The organism is Georgenia sp. 311 (assembly GCF_006151955.1).
Taxonomy (GTDB): Bacteria; Actinomycetota; Actinomycetes; order Actinomycetales; family Actinomycetaceae; genus Oceanitalea; species Oceanitalea wutianyii.
The window spans coordinates 1-16,376 of record NZ_VDFS01000016.1; the positions used below are offsets into that span (position 1 = coordinate 1).

Annotated in this window: 18 protein-coding genes; 12 read left to right on the forward strand and 6 right to left on the reverse strand. The window is 75.2% G+C overall.

Annotated elements, in window-relative coordinates:
• Positions 1-175: 175 nt before the first annotated feature.
• The gene (locus FHE66_RS02045; protein ID WP_139071331.1) at positions 176-982 is read right to left on the reverse strand and encodes an HAD family phosphatase; all 807 of its coding nucleotides are present in this window, start codon (positions 980-982) and stop codon (positions 176-178) included.
• Between the two features lie 35 nt (positions 983-1,017).
• Here FHE66_RS02045 and FHE66_RS02050 point away from each other — a divergent pair, with 35 nt between their 5' ends.
• Positions 1,018-1,260 carry a glutaredoxin family protein gene (locus tag FHE66_RS02050; RefSeq protein WP_230976436.1) on the forward strand — a complete coding sequence of 81 codons (243 nt, stop codon included), beginning with the start codon at positions 1,018-1,020 and terminating at the stop codon, positions 1,258-1,260.
• Positions 1,261-1,334: 74 nt separating this feature from the next.
• On the opposite strand, the gene FHE66_RS02055 is transcribed toward FHE66_RS02050, so the two are convergent.
• A complete protein-coding gene (locus FHE66_RS02055) occupies positions 1,335-1,880 on the reverse strand; it encodes a YceI family protein (RefSeq protein ID WP_139071332.1) in 546 nt (181 codons plus the stop codon).
• Positions 1,881-2,019: 139 nt separating this feature from the next.
• Between FHE66_RS02055 and FHE66_RS02060 the strand changes: the two genes are divergently transcribed.
• The 5 genes from FHE66_RS02060 to ccsB are packed head-to-tail and all read left to right on the forward strand — an operon-like array spanning position 2,020 to position 6,653.
• The gene (locus tag FHE66_RS02060; RefSeq protein ID WP_139071333.1) at positions 2,020-2,733 is read left to right on the forward strand and encodes a histidine phosphatase family protein; all 714 of its coding nucleotides are present in this window, start codon (positions 2,020-2,022) and stop codon (positions 2,731-2,733) included.
• A 17-nt stretch (positions 2,734-2,750) separates the two neighbouring features.
• Positions 2,751-3,311 (forward strand): TlpA disulfide reductase family protein, encoded by a 561-nt coding sequence (locus FHE66_RS02065; RefSeq protein WP_139071334.1) that lies wholly within the window; start codon positions 2,751-2,753, stop codon positions 3,309-3,311.
• Positions 3,308-4,117 carry a cytochrome c biogenesis CcdA family protein gene (locus FHE66_RS02070; RefSeq protein ID WP_139071335.1) on the forward strand — a complete coding sequence of 270 codons (810 nt, stop codon included), beginning with the start codon at positions 3,308-3,310 and terminating at the stop codon, positions 4,115-4,117. Before FHE66_RS02065 ends, FHE66_RS02070 begins: the two co-directional genes overlap by 4 nt.
• The gene (locus FHE66_RS02075) at positions 4,117-5,703 is read left to right on the forward strand and encodes a cytochrome c biogenesis protein ResB (protein ID WP_139071336.1); all 1,587 of its coding nucleotides are present in this window, start codon (positions 4,117-4,119) and stop codon (positions 5,701-5,703) included. Before FHE66_RS02070 ends, FHE66_RS02075 begins: the two co-directional genes overlap by 1 nt.
• On the forward strand, positions 5,700-6,653 hold the full coding sequence (gene ccsB / locus FHE66_RS02080) for a c-type cytochrome biogenesis protein CcsB (RefSeq protein WP_230976435.1): 954 nt from the start codon (positions 5,700-5,702) through the stop codon (positions 6,651-6,653). The genes FHE66_RS02075 and ccsB overlap by 4 nt, the downstream gene beginning before the upstream one ends.
• Before the next feature lie 224 nt (positions 6,654-6,877).
• On the opposite strand, the gene FHE66_RS02085 is transcribed toward ccsB, so the two are convergent.
• Positions 6,878-7,288: a PLD nuclease N-terminal domain-containing protein gene (locus FHE66_RS02085; protein WP_139071337.1), complete on the reverse strand. Its 411-nt coding sequence runs from the start codon at positions 7,286-7,288 to the stop codon at positions 6,878-6,880.
• A 66-nt stretch (positions 7,289-7,354) separates the two neighbouring features.
• On the opposite strand from FHE66_RS02085, the gene FHE66_RS02090 reads away from it, so the two are divergent.
• Positions 7,355-7,648: a DUF4229 domain-containing protein gene (locus FHE66_RS02090; RefSeq protein WP_139071338.1), complete on the forward strand. Its 294-nt coding sequence runs from the start codon at positions 7,355-7,357 to the stop codon at positions 7,646-7,648.
• 6 nt (positions 7,649-7,654) lie between these two features.
• Here the strand turns inward: FHE66_RS02090 and FHE66_RS02095 are convergent, their stop codons facing one another.
• A complete protein-coding gene (locus FHE66_RS02095) occupies positions 7,655-8,524 on the reverse strand; it encodes a 1,4-dihydroxy-2-naphthoate polyprenyltransferase (protein ID WP_139071339.1) in 870 nt (289 codons plus the stop codon).
• An 82-nt stretch (positions 8,525-8,606) separates the two neighbouring features.
• Positions 8,607-9,794 carry an AMP-binding protein gene (locus tag FHE66_RS02100; protein ID WP_139071340.1) on the reverse strand — a complete coding sequence of 396 codons (1,188 nt, stop codon included), beginning with the start codon at positions 9,792-9,794 and terminating at the stop codon, positions 8,607-8,609.
• Between the two features lie 62 nt (positions 9,795-9,856).
• Between FHE66_RS02100 and FHE66_RS02105 the strand changes: the two genes are divergently transcribed.
• Entirely contained in the window at positions 9,857-10,912 is a 1,056-nt protein-coding gene (locus FHE66_RS02105) for a DUF3048 domain-containing protein (protein ID WP_139071341.1), read from the forward strand.
• Positions 10,913-11,286: 374 nt separating this feature from the next.
• Here the strand turns inward: FHE66_RS02105 and FHE66_RS02110 are convergent, their stop codons facing one another.
• Positions 11,287-12,249: a 1,4-dihydroxy-2-naphthoyl-CoA synthase gene (locus FHE66_RS02110; RefSeq protein WP_139071342.1), complete on the reverse strand. Its 963-nt coding sequence runs from the start codon at positions 12,247-12,249 to the stop codon at positions 11,287-11,289.
• A 108-nt stretch (positions 12,250-12,357) separates the two neighbouring features.
• On the opposite strand from FHE66_RS02110, the gene FHE66_RS02115 reads away from it, so the two are divergent.
• From FHE66_RS02115 to menD, 4 genes are read left to right on the forward strand one after another with little or no spacing between them, the layout of a single operon-like run.
• Positions 12,358-12,717 carry a multidrug efflux SMR transporter gene (locus tag FHE66_RS02115; RefSeq protein ID WP_139071343.1) on the forward strand — a complete coding sequence of 120 codons (360 nt, stop codon included), beginning with the start codon at positions 12,358-12,360 and terminating at the stop codon, positions 12,715-12,717.
• On the forward strand, positions 12,710-13,300 hold the full coding sequence (locus FHE66_RS02120; RefSeq protein WP_139071344.1) for a TetR/AcrR family transcriptional regulator: 591 nt from the start codon (positions 12,710-12,712) through the stop codon (positions 13,298-13,300). The genes FHE66_RS02115 and FHE66_RS02120 overlap by 8 nt, the downstream gene beginning before the upstream one ends.
• A gap of 32 nt (positions 13,301-13,332) precedes the next feature.
• The gene (locus tag FHE66_RS02125; RefSeq protein ID WP_255303574.1) at positions 13,333-14,304 is read left to right on the forward strand and encodes an o-succinylbenzoate synthase; all 972 of its coding nucleotides are present in this window, start codon (positions 13,333-13,335) and stop codon (positions 14,302-14,304) included.
• Positions 14,301-15,962, forward strand: coding sequence for a 2-succinyl-5-enolpyruvyl-6-hydroxy-3-cyclohexene-1-carboxylic-acid synthase (gene menD / locus FHE66_RS02130; RefSeq protein WP_139071345.1), 1,662 nt, complete (start codon positions 14,301-14,303; stop codon positions 15,960-15,962). Before FHE66_RS02125 ends, menD begins: the two co-directional genes overlap by 4 nt.
• Positions 15,963-16,376 lie beyond the last annotated feature (414 nt).

Genomic DNA, 16,376 nt, shown 5'->3' on the forward strand with positions numbered 1-16,376 from the left:
TCCGCGCGACAGCCGACTTCCGTGCGTCGTCATCGTCTGGGACGCACTTTTGCGGCGCGATGGCGTGCTGCAGGGGGTGTCCGTGGGCTGCAGGGGGTGTCCCAGAGGGGGAGGCGGCGGGCGACGGCGACGCTGGGGGCAGCGGCCGGGCCCCGGCCACGGAGCCCGCGGCGGGTCAGCGGCCGGTGAGGCGACGGCGCAGGCCGCGGACGACGGCGCTCGCCGCCCACACGGCGCCGGCCCAGCCCGCGCTGCGCACGCCGGTGCGTACTCCGCGCTTGACGTCCCGGCGACGACGGCGGAAGTCGCGGACCGGCCAGCCGACCTCGGCGGCGTACAGCCGCATCCGAGGCTCGGGGTTGATCGCGCACGCCGAGCCGACGACGGTGAGGAGCGGGATGTCGTTGACCGAGTCGCCGTAGGCGTGGCTGCGCGCGAGGTCGATGCCACGCTCCTCGGCGAGGCGCAGCACGGTGGCCTTCTTGCCCTCGCCGTGGAGCATGTTGCCGCGCAGCTCGCCGGTGTAGACGCCGTCCTCGTGCTCGGCGATCGTGCCCAGGGCGCCGGTCGCCCCGAGCCGCCCGGCGATGAGGTCGGCGACCTCCACGGGCGTCGCGCTGACGAACCACACCTCGTGGCCGGCGGCGAGGTGCTCGTCGATGAGCGCCCGGGCGCCGGGGAAGATCCGGTTGGCGAGGACCTGGTCGTAGACCTCCTCGCCGATCGACACGACCTCCGCCACGGTGCGCCCGCGGACGATGCGCAGGGCCCGCGCGCGGGTGGCCGCGATGCGCCGCAGGTCCTCCCCGAAGAGCAGGTAGAGCACCGAGTGGCGGGCGAAGAAGGCGATGTCGCGCAGCCCGAAGAAGTCGCGGCGGTAGAGCTCGCCGGCGAGGTGGTAGGCGCTGGCGCCACGGATGATCGTGTTGTCGATGTCGAAGAACGCGGCCACGGTGCCGGGCTCGTCGGGGTTGGCATCCACGCCCCCACACTAGGGGCCGGGCCTAGGATCGGCTCGTGCCCGACTCCAGAGTGGTCCTCTACTCCCGCCAAGGCTGCCACCTGTGCGACGAGGCGCGCCGCGTCGTCGTCGCCGAGTGCGACCGTGCCCGGACGGGGTTCGACGAGGTCGACGTCGACGCCGACCCGCAGCTGCAGGCCCGTTACGGGGAGTACGTGCCCGTCGTCGAGGTCGACGGCACGGTGCAGGGCTTCTGGCAGATCGACCCCGCGCGCGTCCGGGAGGCGCTCACGGGGTAGGCGGCGACGGCCGGGAGTGCCGGCCGCCGCCGCCGAGTCGCGGCTCGGGAGCCGCGACGGTCAGGCCGCGAAGGTCAGGCCGCGACGGTCGCGACGATGGCCGAGACCTCCATGACGATGCGGATCTTGTCGCCGACGAGGACGCCGCCGGTCTCCAGGGCCGCGTTCCAGGTGAGGCCGAACTCCTTGCGGGAGACCTCGGTGGTGGCGGAGAAGCCGACGCGCTGGTTGCCGAACGGGTCGGTCGCCGCGCCGTTGTACTCCACCGCGAGGGTGGCCGGCTTGGTCACGCCGTTGATGGTGAGGTCACCGTTGACGGTGAACTCCTCGCCCGTGCCCTCGACGCCGGTGCTGACGAAGGTCCAGGTCGGCTGGTTCTCGGCGTCCCAGAAGTCCGCGCTGCGCAGGTGGTTGTCGCGGTTCGCGTCGCGGGTGTCGACGGAGGCGGACTGGATCTCGACGGCGACGCGGGACTGCGGGAAGTCCTCCGCGACGACGATCTCGCCGGAGAACTCGGTGAACTGACCGCGGACCTTGGCGATTCCGGCGTGGCGGACGGTGAAGCCGATCTCGGAGTGCGAGGGGTCGATGGTGTAGGTGCCCGGTGCGGGGATGGTCATGGGATCTCCTTGGGTGATGGCCATTAGTTGATGCTTCAACCATAGGTCGGGGAGACGGTGTGCGCAACCCGGCGACGCGTGTGGCCTGCCGCACGCCGGAGCGGATCGGGGAAGTCCCGGAGTTTGCGACACTAGGCACATGTCGCGAACCACGGTCCACCTCCTGCGGCACGGCGAGGTCCACAACCCCGATGGTGTGCTCTACGGCCGCCTCGAGGGCTACCGGCTCTCCGACCGCGGCCGGCTCATGGCGCAGCGCGTCGCGGACGTGCTCCACGGCAACGGCCACGACATCCGGCTCGTCGTCGCCTCCCCCCTGCAGCGCGCCCAGGAGACGGCCCGGCCCACGGCCGGCGCCTTCGGGCTGGACGTCGGCACCGACGAGCGGCTCATCGAGGCGGGCAACACCTTCGAGGGGACGACCGTGGGGTCCCAGCGGGCCGCCCTCGCCAGCCCTCGGTACTGGCCCCGCTACGTCAACCCCTTCCGTCCGAGCTGGGGCGAGCCCTACCGCGACCAGGTCGCCCGGATGACCGCGGCGGTCGGCGACGCCCGCCGCCGTCTCGAGGCCGAGGGCGGGGGAGAGGCGCTCCTCGTGAGCCACCAGCTCCCGATCTGGGTCACCCGCCTCTTCCTCGAGCGCCGCCCCCTGTGGCACGACCCGCGCAAGCGCCAGTGCTCCCTCACCTCCCTCACCTCCCTCACCTTCGCCGGGCCCCGGCTCGTCGGGCTCGACTACTGGGAGCCCGCCGCGGACCTCGTCGCGGGCGCCCTCGACCTGCTCCCCGGGTCCTCCGGTGCCGCGGTGCCGCGTGCCGCCCAGGACGGCACCGGGCGAGAGGCGCAGGAGTGAGGAGGTCCGCCCGGGCCATGGCCGCCCTCGCCCTGACCGCGGCGCTCGCCGCGTGCGGCACGAGCAGCGACACCACGGCCGACACCACCGGCGCCGGCTACCAGGCTGGTGACGGCTCGTGGACGGTGTGGGAGCAGGGGGAGCGCGGTGAGCCCGTCGAGCTCACCGGGACGACCTACGAGGGCGAGGAGGTCGACCTCGCCGGCTGGCGCGGCGACGTCGTCGTCCTCAACTTCTGGTACGCCGCCTGCCCGCCCTGCCGGGCCGAGGCGGGCGACCTCGCCGCGATCCACGCGGACTACGCCGACGAGGGCGTGGAGATGCTCGGGATCAACCCCCGCGACGACGCCGCCACCGCCCAGGCTTTCGAGCGCAGCTTCGCCGTCCCCTACCCGAGCCTCCACGACGAGGCCGCCCGCGGTGTCGCCGCACTCCAGGGCGTCGTCCCGCTCCGGGCGATGCCGACGACGGTCGTGCTCGACGCCGAGGGCCGGGTCGCCGGGCGGGTGCTCGGCCAGATCGACCCGGCCGTCGTGCGGGGGATGGTCGAGGACGCCCTGGCCGAGGCGGCCCGATGAGCTGGGACTCCATCGCCCAGTCCTTCCAGGCGACCGTGCTCAGCGGCTCGCTGCTCGCCGCCCTGCCCGTGGCGGTCGTCGCCGGTGCGGTGTCCTTCGCCTCGCCGTGCGTCCTGCCGCTCGTGCCCGGCTACGTCGGCTACCTCGGCGGCATGACCGGCACGCTGGGCCAGGCTCCGTCGGGCGCCGCCCGCCGCGGGAGCGCCACGGCCACCCGGACCTCCACCGGCCAGGGCCGTCTCCTCCTCGGCGTGCTGCTCTTCGTCCTCGGCTTCAGCGCCGTGTTCGTCCTCCTCGGGGTGGTCTTCGGCGCGCTCGGCGTCGCGCTCGAGCCCTGGCTCGACGTCATCATCCGCGTGCTCGGCGTCGTCGTCATCCTCATGGGCCTGGCGTTCATGGGCGCCGTGCCGTTCCTCCAGCGGGAGCGCAGGCTGCACGTGAGCCCCCGCGCCGGGCTGTGGGGCGCCCCGGTCCTCGGGGTGGTCTTCGGTCTGGGCTGGGCGCCGTGCATCGGCCCGACGCTCTCTGCGGTCCTCCTCCTGTCCCTCGACGGCGGCGACCCCGCCCGCGGCGCCCTGCTCGCCGCGGCGTACTGCCTGGGGCTGGGCCTGCCCTTCGTCGTCATCGCGCTGCTCTACTCGCGCACGACCCGGGCGACCGCCTTCCTGCGCCGCCACCGGGTGACGATCATGCGCATCGGGGGCGGGCTGCTCGTGCTCGTCGGCCTCGCGCTCGTCACCGGCCTGTGGGACCACTTCGCGGGCTGGGTGCAGGGCCTGGTCGCCGACTACGTGACGGTGGTGTGATGTCCTACCGACCGGAGGGCCTGCGGACCCTCGACGACGAGCAGGAGAGCCCGCAGCCCGCGGCACCCGCCGGCATCGGCGTGCGCGGCTGGCTGCGCTGGGCCTGGCGTCAGCTCACCTCGATGCGCGTCGCGCTGCTCCTGCTCATGCTCCTCGCGCTCGCCGCGCTGCCGGGCGCCTTCTTCCCCCAGACCCCCCAGGACGCCGGGGCGGTGGCCCGCTACCGCGCCGACCAGCCCGGGCTCGCCGTCTGGCTGGACCGCCTCGGCCTGTTCGACGTCTACGCCTCCCCGTGGTTCGCCGCGATCTACCTCCTGCTCTTCGTCTCGCTCATCGGCTGCATCCTGCCCCGCACGAGGACGCACCTCGCCGCGATGCGCGCCGCGCCCTCGCGCGTCCCGCGGCGCCTGCGCCGCTTCCCGGTGCACGCCACGCACGAGACCGCTGCCTCCCCCGAGGAGGTCACCGCGGCCGTGCGCGCGGCCCTCGGCCGGCGGTTCCGGGTCGCGACCACCCCCGACGGCGTGAGCGCCGAGCGCGGGTACCTGCGGGAGACCGGCAACATCGTCTTCCACCTCTCGCTCGTCGGCGTGCTCATCGCCCTGGGCCTGGGGCAGGTGCTCAGCTACCGCGGCCAGGCCGTCGTCGTCGAGGACCGGTCCTTCGCCAACGCGCTGGTCGACTACGACACCTTCACCTCCGGCTCGCTCGTCGACGAGGACCGGCTCGCCCCGTTCGTCCTCACCCTGCAGGAGATGACCTCGGAGTTCACCGTGGACGCCCAGGCGCGCGACTTCGCCGCCCACGTGGCGATCACCGAGCCCGACGGCGAGGTCCGCGAGGACGTCATCCGGGTGAACCACCCGGTCGAGGCGTCGGGCGCGAACATCTACCTCGCCGGCAACGGGTTCGCCCCCCACCTCACCGTGCGCGACGCCGAGGGGGAGGTCGCCTTCTCCCAGCCGGTGCCCTTCCTCCCGGAGGACGACTTCTACACCTCGCGCGGCGTCGTCAAGGTCCCCGACGTCTCCCCGGGCCTGGAGCAGCTCGGCTTCACCGGCTACCTCCTGCCCACCGCCGTCGTCGACGAGGTCGGGGTCCGCTCGGTGCACCCCCAGCCCAACGCCCCGCTCATCGTCCTGGACGTCTACACCGGCGACCTGGGCCTGGACGACGGCGTCCCGCAGAACGTCTACGAGCTCGACACCACCGGGCTCACCCAGCTCACCGACGAGGAGGGTGAGGTCAAGATCCTCCTCGAGCCCGGCCAGGAGGTGGAGCTGCCCGACGGCCTGGGCACGATCTCCTTCGACTCCCTGCCCCGGTTCGCCGCCCTCGACGTGCGCTACGACCCCTCGCTCACCCTGCTCCTCGTCTCCGCGCTGCTCGCGATGGCCGGGCTGTCGGCCTCGCTGTTCGTCCCACGCCGCCGGCTGTGGGTCAAGGTCGGCGCCGGTGAGGGGGGCCGTACAGTGGTCGAGGCGGCGGCGCTCGCCCGGGGTGACGACCCGGGCCTGGAGAAGGAGCTCGAGCACGTCATGACAGCAGTCCGGGCCGCGGGGCCCACTTCACAGGAGGACAAGTGAACGACCTCGGCCAGCTGAGCCTGTTGGCGATCTACGGCGCGATGGCGGCCTACGCCGTCGCGATGATCGCCTTCGGCGTCGACCTGTCCGCCCTGCGCGACCGCGGCCCGGAGGGGCGGCCCCGCCGCGCCGCCGCGATCGCGATGACGACGACGGTCCTGGGCGTGGTCCTCCACGCCGTCGGCGTCGTGACGCGCGGGATCGCCGCGGGGCGCGTGCCGTGGGCGAACATGTACGAGTTCACGATCGTCTTCACGCTCGTCGCGGTGGGGACGTTCCTCCTCATCCAGCGCTGGCGCGACCTGCGCTACCTCGGCGCCCTCGTCATCACCCCGACCCTGCTGGCCCTCGGTCTGGCGGTCTCGGTCCTGTACATCGCGGCCGACGGCGTGCGCCCGGCTCTCGACCACTACTGGCTGGTCATCCACGTCTCCGTGGCGACGATGGCGATCGGCGTCTTCGCCGTCGCCGCTGCGCTGTCGGTGGTCCAGCTGGTCAAGGAGCGCGGCGAGCGCGCCTCCGCGCAGCAGCGCGAGCCCGCCGTCGCGCTGGCCGGCGGGTCCGGCGGCACCGAGGTGGACGTCGCCCCCGCACAGGAGACCGACCGCGGCTTCTGGGGCCGCCTCGGTGACTCCCTGCCGAGCTCGGCCGAGCTCGAGCGGTTCGCCTACCGGCTCAACGCCGTCGCCTTCCTCCTGTGGACCTTCACCCTCATCGCCGGGGCCATCTGGGCCGAGCACGCCTGGGGCCGCCCGTGGGGCTGGGACCCCAAGGAGGTCGGCACCTTCGTCGTCTGGGTCGTCTACGCGGCCTACCTCCACGCCCGCGCGACTCGCGGGTGGGACGGACGCAAGGCGGCCTACCTCGGGCTGTCCGGCTTCGCGCTGGTGCTCGTCAACTACTTCGGCGTCAACCTCCTCGCGGACACCATCCACGGCTACGCGTTCTGAGGACGGCCGAAGGCGCGGGGCACGGCGCGGACGCCGGGGCCGCGCCTTCGTCGTCGGTGGAGCCGCGGGGCACGGTGTGGTGGGCGGCGCGGTGCGCGTGCCGGGGGGGCGCGGCGCGGCGCGGTAGGGGCGCCGTGGGACGTGCGGGCGTCCGCGCCGCCGTCGTCGCGGGCGGAGGGGTGTCGGCCTCGTGGCCGGCAGAGCTCACGCCGCGAGCGTCTGGATCAGCTGCGCGGGGAGGGGTCCTCGTCCTGCGGGCCGGCGTCGGGCTCCGGGGCGTCCTCGCCCGTCGTGGCCTCGGGCTCCGTGGGGAGCTCGGGCTCCGGGCGCCCGAGGGAGGCGAGGAAGTCGGGGTCGTCGTCCGGGGCCAGCGGGCGGGATGCCGGTCCGCGCGAGGCAGAGGGGTGGGACTGGCCGCCGCCGAAGAGCGGGCGCCCGGGGGTGCGCTGGCCCTGGCGGGCCACCCGGCTGACGACGAGCCAGGCGATGGCGCCGACGCCGGGGAACACGATGATGAGGATCACCCACACGGCCTTCGGCAGACCGACGGGCATGTCGGAGTCGTCGGAGCGTACGCAGTCGACCAGCGCGTACACGACGAGTGCGAGGGTGAGGATGACAGGGAGGAATCGCATATCGGCACCAGCCTAAGCGCTTCGCGTGCGGATCAGTACCGCTGGCGGGCGACGTAGGCTCTTCTCGTGCCGATCCTGCGATACACCCTCCTGCGGCTCGTCGTCCTCGCCGCTGTCCTCGGAGTGCTGTGGCTGGTGGGGATGCGCGGCTGGCTGCTGCTCGCCGTCGCGTTCCTCGTCGCCGCGCTCGTGTCGTTCCTCGTCCTGCCGCGCCAGGCGAACGACGCGGCCGCCGTCATCGCGCGGCGCCGCGGCGGACGGACCGGGGCGATGGACGCGGCGATCGCGCAGGACGCCGCCGAGGAGGACGCCCTCCTCGACCGCGAGCACCGCGAGGACCGCGACGGCCCGCGCGGCTGAACCGGCTCAGAGAGCCAGCCCGGCCCCCAGCAGCAGGCCGTAGCCGAGCTCGATGAGCCCGGTGTCGCGCAGCACGACGATGAGCTCGCGGCCCTGCGCCCCGCCGAGGACCCGCCGCGCGGCGATCACGACGCCGGGTACGACGGCGAGCGTGAGGAGCGCGAGCGGGTGGGCGAGGGCGACCACGAGGGCGAGCACGACGGGCAGGGCGATCATCGCGACGTAGACCCGGCGGGCGGCCGTGTCGCCCAGCCGCACGGCGAGCGTGCGCTTGCCGGTGACGGTGTCCGTCGGGATGTCGCGGATGTTGTTCACCATGAGCAGCGCGCACGCGATGAGCCCGATCCCCACGGCGCCGGCGACGGCGGGCCACGAGAGCCGCAGCGCCTGGGTCCAGGTCGTGCCGAGGGTGGCGACGAGCCCGAAGAAGACGAAGACGCCGACCTCGCCGAGGCCGCGGTACCCGTAGGGGTTGCGCCCGCCGGTGTAGTACCAGGCCGCGAGGACGCACAGGGCGCCGACGCCGAGGAGCCACCACGTCCCGGCCACGGCGCACAGGAGGAGACCGAGGACCGCGGCGACCCCGAAGGAGGCGAACGCGGCGGCCTTGACCGTGCCCGGCCGGGCGGCGCCCGAGCCTGTCAGCCGCGGCGGGCCGGTGCGCACGTCGTCGGTGCCGCGCACGCCGTCGGAGTAGTCGTTGGCGTAGTTCACCCCGATCTGGAGGGCGAGGGCGACGCCCGCGGCGAGCAGGGCGCGGACGACCGACCCCTCACCCAGCGCGTAGGCGGCGCCGGTGCCGACGAGGACGGGGGCGGCGGCGGCCGGGAGGGTGCGGATCCGGGCGCCTTCCACCCAGTCGGCGAACGTGGCCATGGAGCTCCTTGGTGCGAGGGACGGCGTCCAGCGTAGTCGCGCCGCCGGCCGCTCCCCGCCGGTCCCCGGTCCCGCCGCGCCGCTAGGGCAGGCGTTCGGTGCCGGGGTCGGCGCCGGCGAGCAGGTCCCGGGCGCGGGCGGCGGCACCGAGCCGGTCGACCTTCCCGGGCCCGCGCAGCGGCAGCGCGGGGACCCGGACCAGGGCCCGCGGCGCATGGTGGCGGCCCAGGCGTGCGGCGACGTGCTCACGGAGCTCCTCCAGCGGTGGGGCCGCGGTGGCCACGACGGTGACGACCGCGCCCCAGTGGTCGTCCGGGACCCCGACGACGACCGCCTCCCCCAGCCCGGGCAGGTCGCCCAGCGCCTGCTCCACCGCCCCCGCGGAGACGTTGAGCCCACCGGTGAGGACGACGTCGTCGAGCCGGCCGAGGACGGTGAGCCGCCCGCCGGTGAGCTCGCCGCGGTCGTTCGTGCGCAGCCGGCGCCGTCCGTCGCGGACCTGGAACGTCTCGCGGTCGGCGGCCTCGTCGTCGAGGTAGCCGCGGGCGAGGACCGGGCCGCCGAGCCACACCCGCGACTCGGCGTCGACCTCGACCTCGACGCCGTCGAGCGGCACCCCGTCGTAGACGCAGCCGCCGCCCGTCTCGGTCATCCCGTAGGTGGTGACGACGGTGAGGCCCGCGGCGCGTGCCTCGTCCAGGAGCGGGGCCGCCGTCCGGGCGCCGCCGACGAGGACGGCGGCCAGGCCGCGCAGGGCCGCGACGGCGTCGTCGTCGGCCATGACGCGCGCGAGCTGCGTCGGGACGAGGGAGAGGTAGCCGGGACGGCCGGGGTCGAGCCGGCGCACCGCGGCGGCCAGCTCCGCGGCGCGGAAGCCCGCGGTGGTGTCCAGGACGACGGGGCGGGTGCCGGCGACGACGGAGCGCACGAGCACCTGCAGCCCGGCGACGTGGTGGACGGGCAGGCAGGTGACCCACTGGCCGGGGCCGGCCAGGCGGGCGTGGGTGGCGTGCGCGGAGGCGAGCAGCCCCGCGCCGTCGAGCGCGACGAGGCGGCCGGTGCCGGAGGTCGAGCCGGAGGTCGTGACGAGGGCGGCCACGCCGGGCGGGGCGGTGACCGGGGAGGGGGGTCTCAGCGCCGGGTCGGTGGGCCGCACGGCCGGCCCGGTGCCGTCGAGGGCGGCGGGCAGGGCAGCGAGCAGGGCGGCGACCGCCCGGGGCCCGGTGCCGCCGGGCAGGACGGCGACGCGCCGTCCGGGCTGGGACCTCATGCCGCCAGGGTAGGGCCGGGGCGCCGGTACCGTGTCGGAGCAGTCACAGGTAGGAGGGTTGAATGTCCGCACGACGTCGTTTGGTCGCGGCACTGATGATGACGGTGCTCGCGGTGACCGGGTGTTCCTCGGCGGTGCCGCGGGCGGCTGCCCCGGCAGCCGTGGAGACGCCGACACCCACCCCGACGCCCACCCCCACCCCGGAGCCCACGCCCGAGCCGACGTGGCCGCTCACCGGCCTGCCGCTGGGCGACGCCGCGGGGGACGCCCCGGCGCTCGCGATCAAGGTCGAGAACACGGCGATGGCGCGGCCGCAGACGGGCCTGGAGGACGCCGACGTCGTGTGGGAGGAGATGGTCGAGGGCGGCATCACCCGCTTCAACGCCGTCTTCCACTCCCGGCTGCCGGAGGTCGTCGGCCCGATCCGCTCGCTGCGTCCGATGGACGCGGGCATCGTCGCGCCGCTCGGTGGGCCGCAGGTCATCTCCGGTGGCCAGCCGCTGTTCCTCGCCTCGGTGCAGGCCGAGGGGGTCCAGCTCATCTCCAACGACGCCGGGCACGCCGGGTTCTTCCGAAGCCAGGAGCGCCGCGCGCCGCACAACCTCTACGGCCGCCCCGCGGAGTTCCTCCTCCAGTCCCTCGCGACGGAGCCGCCGCCCGAGCAGTTCCTCTTCGCCGAGAACGCCGCCGAGGCCACGGCCGTCGTCGGCGGCGAGGCCGCCACCGCCCTCCACCTGCGCTTCCCGCAGACCGCCCCGTCGTGGACGTGGGACGCGGCGACGCAGCGGTGGCTGCGGGACGAGGCGGGCACGCCGTCGGTGTCCGCCACCGGGGCGGTGCTCGGGGCGGAGAACGTCGTCGTCCTGCGGGTGCAGGTCGTCGCCTCCGCCGGGCGTGACCAGGCCGGCAGCGCCGTGCCGGAGACCGTGATGACCGGTGGCGGGCAGGCCCTCGTCGCCTCGGGCGGACGCACCGTCGAGGCCACGTGGTCCAAGGACGCGACGAGCGAGCGGGTGACCCTGCGGACCGCCGACGGCGCCGAGGTCACCCTCGTCCCGGGCACGACATGGGTCGAGCTCGTGCCGGTCGACCGCGGCGGCGTCGAGATCGCCCGCTGACCGTCCTGCGAAGGTCGCACCGGATCGTCATTCCTCCGCGGGATGATCGGCCCCGCAAATCGATGCGGGAGGCCGATTCCCGCGCCCGTCCCCGGGCTGCACACTTGTCACGTGACCGCGCTCCACGTGCTTCTTCGAGGATGCAGGGGGTGTGGCAGGCACGGTAACGGGGGGCGTGCCCGCTAGAGCAGGAGTGGAGGCCTGCGCGACGCGGACACGTACAGGCCGTACCCGCAGCGGCTGACAGGGATGGAGGGCCCGGGCGCTGCGGGTACGGCCACTTACCGGGTCGGCGCGGTCACCACGACGACGCACTGAGCGGCGCCGCCCACCGGGCGGCGCCGCTCAATCGTACGGCTCAGTAGTAGTACGGCTCAGTAGTAGTACGGGAAGCGCGACCAGTCCGGGTCGCGCTTCTCGAGGAAGGCGTCGCGTCCCTCGGCGGCCTCGTCGGTCATGTAGGCCAGGCGCGTGGCCTCCCCGGCGAAGACCTGCTGGCCGGCCAGGCCGTCGTCCACCATGTTGAACGCGAGCTTGAGCATGCGGATCGCCTGCGGCGACTTCCCCGCGACCGTCAGCGCCCACTCCAGCGCCGTCGTCTCCAGGTCGGCGTGGTCGACGACCTCGTTGACCACGCCCCAGCGCTCGGCGTCCTCGGCGGAGTACTCCCGGGCGAGGAAGAAGATCTCCCGGGCGCGCTTGTCACCGGTCTGCCGGGCGAGCAGTCCCGAGCCGTAGCCCGCGTCGAAGGAGCCGACGTCGGCGTCGGTCTGCTTGAACCGCGCGTGCTGGCGCGAGGCGAGGGACAGGTCGCACACGACGTTGAGCGAGTGCCCGCCTCCTGCGGCCCAGCCGCTCACCGCGGCGATGACGACCTTGGGCATCGTGCGGATGAGGCGCTGGACCTCGAGGATGTGCAGCCGGCCCGCGCGGGCGGGGTCGATCTGCTCGCGCCGCTGGGCGGTCCCGGCGAGCGCGTCGGCGTCCTGCGTCTCGTAGCGGTAGCCGTCCCGCCCGCGGATGCGCTGGTCCCCGCCGGAGCAGAAGGCCCAGCCGCCGTCCTTGGGGCTCGGGCCGTTGCCGGTGAGGATGACGGCGGCGACGTCGGAGGTCATCCGCGCGTGGTCCAGGGCCCGGTAGAGCTCGTCGACCGTGTGCGGGCGGAAGGCGTTGCGCACCTCGGGGCGGTCGAAGGCGATCCGGACGGCCGGCAGGTCCCGGGTGGTGCCGTCCGGGAGGTGCTCGACGGCGCGGTGGTAGGTGATATCGGTGAGGTCGAAGCCCTCGACCGGGCGCCAGCGGCGCGGGTCGAAGGGCTGGTCGGGCTGGGCGCTCATGCGCGTCAGCCTACGGCGCAGGTGCAGCCCTCGACCCGCGACGCCGCACCGCCACTACTGGTACGGTCGTACCGGACATGGTGGTACGACCGTACTTGGAGGAGCGTCATGGCGTGGATCGTGCTGGTGGCCTCGGGGCTGCTCGAGTCGGCCTGGGCGCTCAGCCTCAAGGCCTCGGAGGGGTTCACCCGGCTGTGGCCCTCGGTGATGTTCCTCGTCTTCGCCACCGTGAGCTTTCTCGGCCTGGCCTACGCGCTGCGGGTGCTGCCCGTCGGCGTGGCCTACGCGGTGTGGACCGGGATCGGCGCCGCCGTGACGGCGACCATCGGCATGGTCTGGCTCGGCGAGGGCGTCTCCCTGGTGAAGGTCGTCTCGATCCTCCTCATCATCGCCGGCATCGCCGGGCTGCAGCTGAGCACGAACGGGGCCGCCCCGGATGCCGCACCGGCGGTGACGACCGGTGAGTGAGACCGTCGAGCCCACCCAGGGCAACGAGCCCGCCCAGGGCAAGGGGGCCCGCCGGCGCGCGGAGCTCGTCGAGGCGGCGGCCACGCTCATCCTCGAGCGCGGACCGGCGGAGGTGACCCACCGGCGGGTCGCCGAGCAGGCCCGGTGCTCGCTCTCGGCGACGACGTACTACTTCCGTGACCTCGCCGAGCTCGTCGGGGCCGGGGCCGAGCTCATCAGCGACCTGTGGGCCGAGCAGGCCGAGTGGGTCGCCGAGCGTGCCGAGACGCGCGCGGCGCAGGGGCCCGTCCCCGCCGCGGAGGCCGCCGACCTGCTCTGCGAGGCGCTCCTGCCGCCCGCCGCCGGGGTCCGTGGCCACTACGAGCAGCTCGCGGCTGCCGGGCGCAGCCCCGAGGTCGCCGCCGCCTACCGCGCCGGGCGCCGGAGGCTCGACGCCGCGATCACCCGGGTGCTCGCGGCCGCCGGGAGCAGCTGCCCGCCCGAGCTCGCCCTCGCCGTCGTCGACGGCGCCGCCGTCGCCGCGCTCAGCGAGGGCCGCGACCCGCGCGAGAACACCGCCCGGCTCCTCGGCCTCGTCCTGTGAGGGACCGGCACGCCCCCGCCTACCCTGGGGGTGTGTCCACCTCGACCGGCCACCTGCCGCCCGCCGCCGTCTACTCCACGCCGATGACCACCCGCTTCCGCGGGATCACGACGCGTGACGGCGCCCTGCTGCGCGGCGACGCCGGCTGGGGCGAGTTCTCCCCGTTCTGGGACTACGACGACGCCGAGTCCGCGCCCTGGCTCGCCGCCGCCCGCGAGGCCGCCGACGTCGGCTGGCCCGCGCCGCTGCGCGACCGGGTGCCCGTCAACGTCACCGTCCCCGCCGTCGGCCCCGAGCAGGCGGCCGCGATCGTCGCCGCGAGCGGCGGGTGCCGCACCGCGAAGGTCAAGGTCGCCGAGCCCGGTCAGTCGCTCGCCCAGGAGCAGGCGCGCCTCGAGGCCGTCCGCGACGCGCTCGGGCCCGAGGGGCACATCCGCATCGACGCCAACGCCGCCTGGGACCTCGACACCGCCCTCGTCCGCCTCGCCGTCCTCGACCGTGCCGCCGGCGGCCTGGAGTACGCCGAGCAGCCGTGCCCGGACGTCGCCGACCTCGCCGCGCTGCGCCGGCGCACCGACGTCCCCATCGCCGCTGACGAGTCGATCCGCCGCGCCGCGGACCCGCTCGCGGTGCGGCGCGCGGAGGCGGCCGACGTCGTCGTGCTCAAGGTGCAGCCGCTCGGCGGCGTGCGCGCGTGCCTGCGCCTGGCCGAGGAGGTCGGGCTGCCGGTGGTCGTGTCCTCCGCGCTCGAGTCCTCGGTCGGCATCGCCGCCGGGGTCGCCCTCGCCGCGGCGCTCCCCGAGCTCCACCACGCCTGCGGGCTGGGCACCGTGCGGCTGCTCGAGCGCGACACCGTGCCCGACCCGCTCGTGCCCCGCGAGGGACACCTGCCGGTGCGGGCCGCCGTCCCGACGCCCGAGAGCCTCGGCGCCGTCGCCGCCCCTCCGGAGGTGCACGAGCGGTGGGCCCGGCGCCTGCGCGACGTCGCGGCGGTGGCCCGGTGAGCGGCGAGGCGCCCTCGGCGCTGCTCGCCCGCGAGCTCGTCACCGCGCTCGTGCGCGGCGGCGTGCGCCACGTCGTCCTGTCGCCCGGGTCGCGGAGCGCGCCGCTCGCCTACGCGCTGCTCGCCGCGCACGACGCCGGCTGGCTGCGGCTGCACGTGCGGGTGGACGAGCGGGTGGCGGGCTTCGTCGCCCTCGGTCTCGCCCGCGCCGACGGCGTCCCGGCGGCCGTCGTGACGACCTCGGGGACCGCGGTGGCCAACCTCCACCCGGCGGTGCTCGAGGCCGCGCACAGCGGCGTCCCGCTCGTCGTCGTGTCCGCGGACCGCCCGCACGAGATGCGGCGGACCGGGGCCAACCAGACGACCGAGCAGGTGGGGATCTTCGCCTCGGCACCGCGGTGGGAGGCGGACCTGCCCGCCGACACCCCGCCGGCCGCCGTCGGCCAGGTCGTCGTGCGGGCGCTCGCCGCGGCGACCGGCGCCCGCTCCGGTGAGCCGGGCCCGGTCCACCTCAACGTCGCCTTCCGCGAGCCACTCGTCCCGACCCGCGCCTGGGAGCCGGGGGAGGCACCCGGGAAGCGTGAGGTCGTCGCGCCGCGGCAGCCGGGCGGCGTCGTCGAGATCCCGGCCGGCGGGCGAACCGTCGTCGTCGCCGGCGACGGCGCGGGGCCTGCGGCCGCCGCGCTCGCCGAGGCCGGCGGCTGGCCGCTGCTCGCCGAGCCCACGTCTGGCGCGCGGACCGGCCCCAACGCCGTCCCGGCCTACCGGCTGCTCCTCGGGGAGCTCGGCGGACAGGTCGAGCGCGTCGTCGTGCTCGGGCACCCGACCCTCTCGCGCCCGGTGAGCGCGCTGCTCGCCCGCCCCGAGCCGGAGGTCGTCGTCGTCGCGCCCACCGGACGCGTGTGGCCCGACGTCGCCGGCACCGCGGACCGGGTCGTCGGCGCCGTCCGGGTGGTGCCCGGGGAGGACGACGGCGCTGACTGGCTGGGGCGCTGGCAGCGGGCCGGCGCCGCGGCGGCGCAGGTGCTCGCCGGCCGGGACGTGCTCGACGGGCTCACCGTCGCGAGCGCCGTCGTGGCCGCGGCCGCCGGCGAGCCCGCCACGCTCGTCCTCGGCTCCTCGATGACCGTGCGCGACTGGGACCTCGCCCTGCCCGCGCTGCCCCCGGGGCTGCGGCTCGTCGCCAACCGTGGGCTCGCCGGCATCGACGGCACCCTCTCGACGGCGACCGGGTTGGCGCTCGCGAGCCGGGCGCCGGTGCGTGCGGTGGTCGGGGACCTCACGTTCCTCCACGACGTCGGCGGCTTGCTGCGGGGCGCGCTCGAGGAGGAGGTCGACCTGCAGGTGGTGCTCCTCAACGACGGCGGCGGGTCGATCTTCGCGACGCTGGAGCACGGCGCGCCCGAGCGGGCCGCGACCTTCGAGCGGGTGTTCGGCACGCCGCAGGCGGTGGACGTCGCCGCGCTGTGCGCCGGGTACGGCGTGCGCCACGTGCTCGCCCGGAGCCTGCCGGAGCTGGAGGCCGCCGTCGCGGCGCCCGTCCGGGGCCGCTCGGTGATCGAGGTCCCCCTCGACCGCTCGACCCTCCGCGCCGACCGCACCACCCTCGCCGACGCCGTCACCACCGCCGTCCGCAACGCCCTCCCCTCCACCCCCTGACCCCCCCACCCCGACAGCCGACTTCCGCCCGACAGCCGACTTTGTCGCGAGAGCGGACTTCGTCGCGAGAGCGGACTTCCGCGCGAGAGCGGACTTTGTGGCGAGAGCGGACTTCGTCGCGACAGCGGACTTCTGCCCGGCAGTCGACTTTGTGGCGAGAGCGGACTTCTGCGCGAGAGCCGACTTCCTCGAGAGGCACGACTCAACGCCGTGGGATCGGCTGTCACTGCGACCGGCTCCGGTCTGACATCACTCTCGTGCGGAACTCCGCTCTCGTGCGGAAGTCGGCTGTTGCACGGAAGTCGGCTATCGCGCGGAAGTCGGCTCTCGTGCGGAAAGTCCGCTGTCGTGCGGAAGTCGGCTGTCGTGCGGAAGTCGGCTGTCGTGCGGAAGTCGGCTGTCGCGGGGGGGGGG

Bases quoted from the DNA above. Each gene is read 5' to 3' on its own strand.
- FHE66_RS02055 (WP_139071332.1), bottom strand. From the start codon at position 1,880: ATGACCATCCCCGCACCGGGCACCTACACCATCGACCCCTCGCACTCC.
- FHE66_RS02060 (WP_139071333.1), top strand. From the start codon at position 2,020: ATGTCGCGAACCACGGTCCACCTCCTGCGGCACGGCGAGGTCCACAAC.
- FHE66_RS02065 (WP_139071334.1), top strand. From the start codon at position 2,751: ATGGCCGCCCTCGCCCTGACCGCGGCGCTCGCCGCGTGCGGCACGAGC.
- FHE66_RS02070 (WP_139071335.1), top strand. From the start codon at position 3,308: ATGAGCTGGGACTCCATCGCCCAGTCCTTCCAGGCGACCGTGCTCAGC.
- FHE66_RS02075 (WP_139071336.1), top strand. From the start codon at position 4,117: ATGTCCTACCGACCGGAGGGCCTGCGGACCCTCGACGACGAGCAGGAG.
- FHE66_RS02085 (WP_139071337.1), bottom strand. From the start codon at position 7,288: ATGCGATTCCTCCCTGTCATCCTCACCCTCGCACTCGTCGTGTACGCG.
- FHE66_RS02095 (WP_139071339.1), bottom strand. From the start codon at position 8,524: ATGGCCACGTTCGCCGACTGGGTGGAAGGCGCCCGGATCCGCACCCTC.
- FHE66_RS02100 (WP_139071340.1), bottom strand. From the start codon at position 9,794: ATGAGGTCCCAGCCCGGACGGCGCGTCGCCGTCCTGCCCGGCGGCACC.
- FHE66_RS02105 (WP_139071341.1), top strand. From the start codon at position 9,857: ATGTCCGCACGACGTCGTTTGGTCGCGGCACTGATGATGACGGTGCTC.
- FHE66_RS02110 (WP_139071342.1), bottom strand. From the start codon at position 12,249: ATGAGCGCCCAGCCCGACCAGCCCTTCGACCCGCGCCGCTGGCGCCCG.
- FHE66_RS02115 (WP_139071343.1), top strand. From the start codon at position 12,358: ATGGCGTGGATCGTGCTGGTGGCCTCGGGGCTGCTCGAGTCGGCCTGG.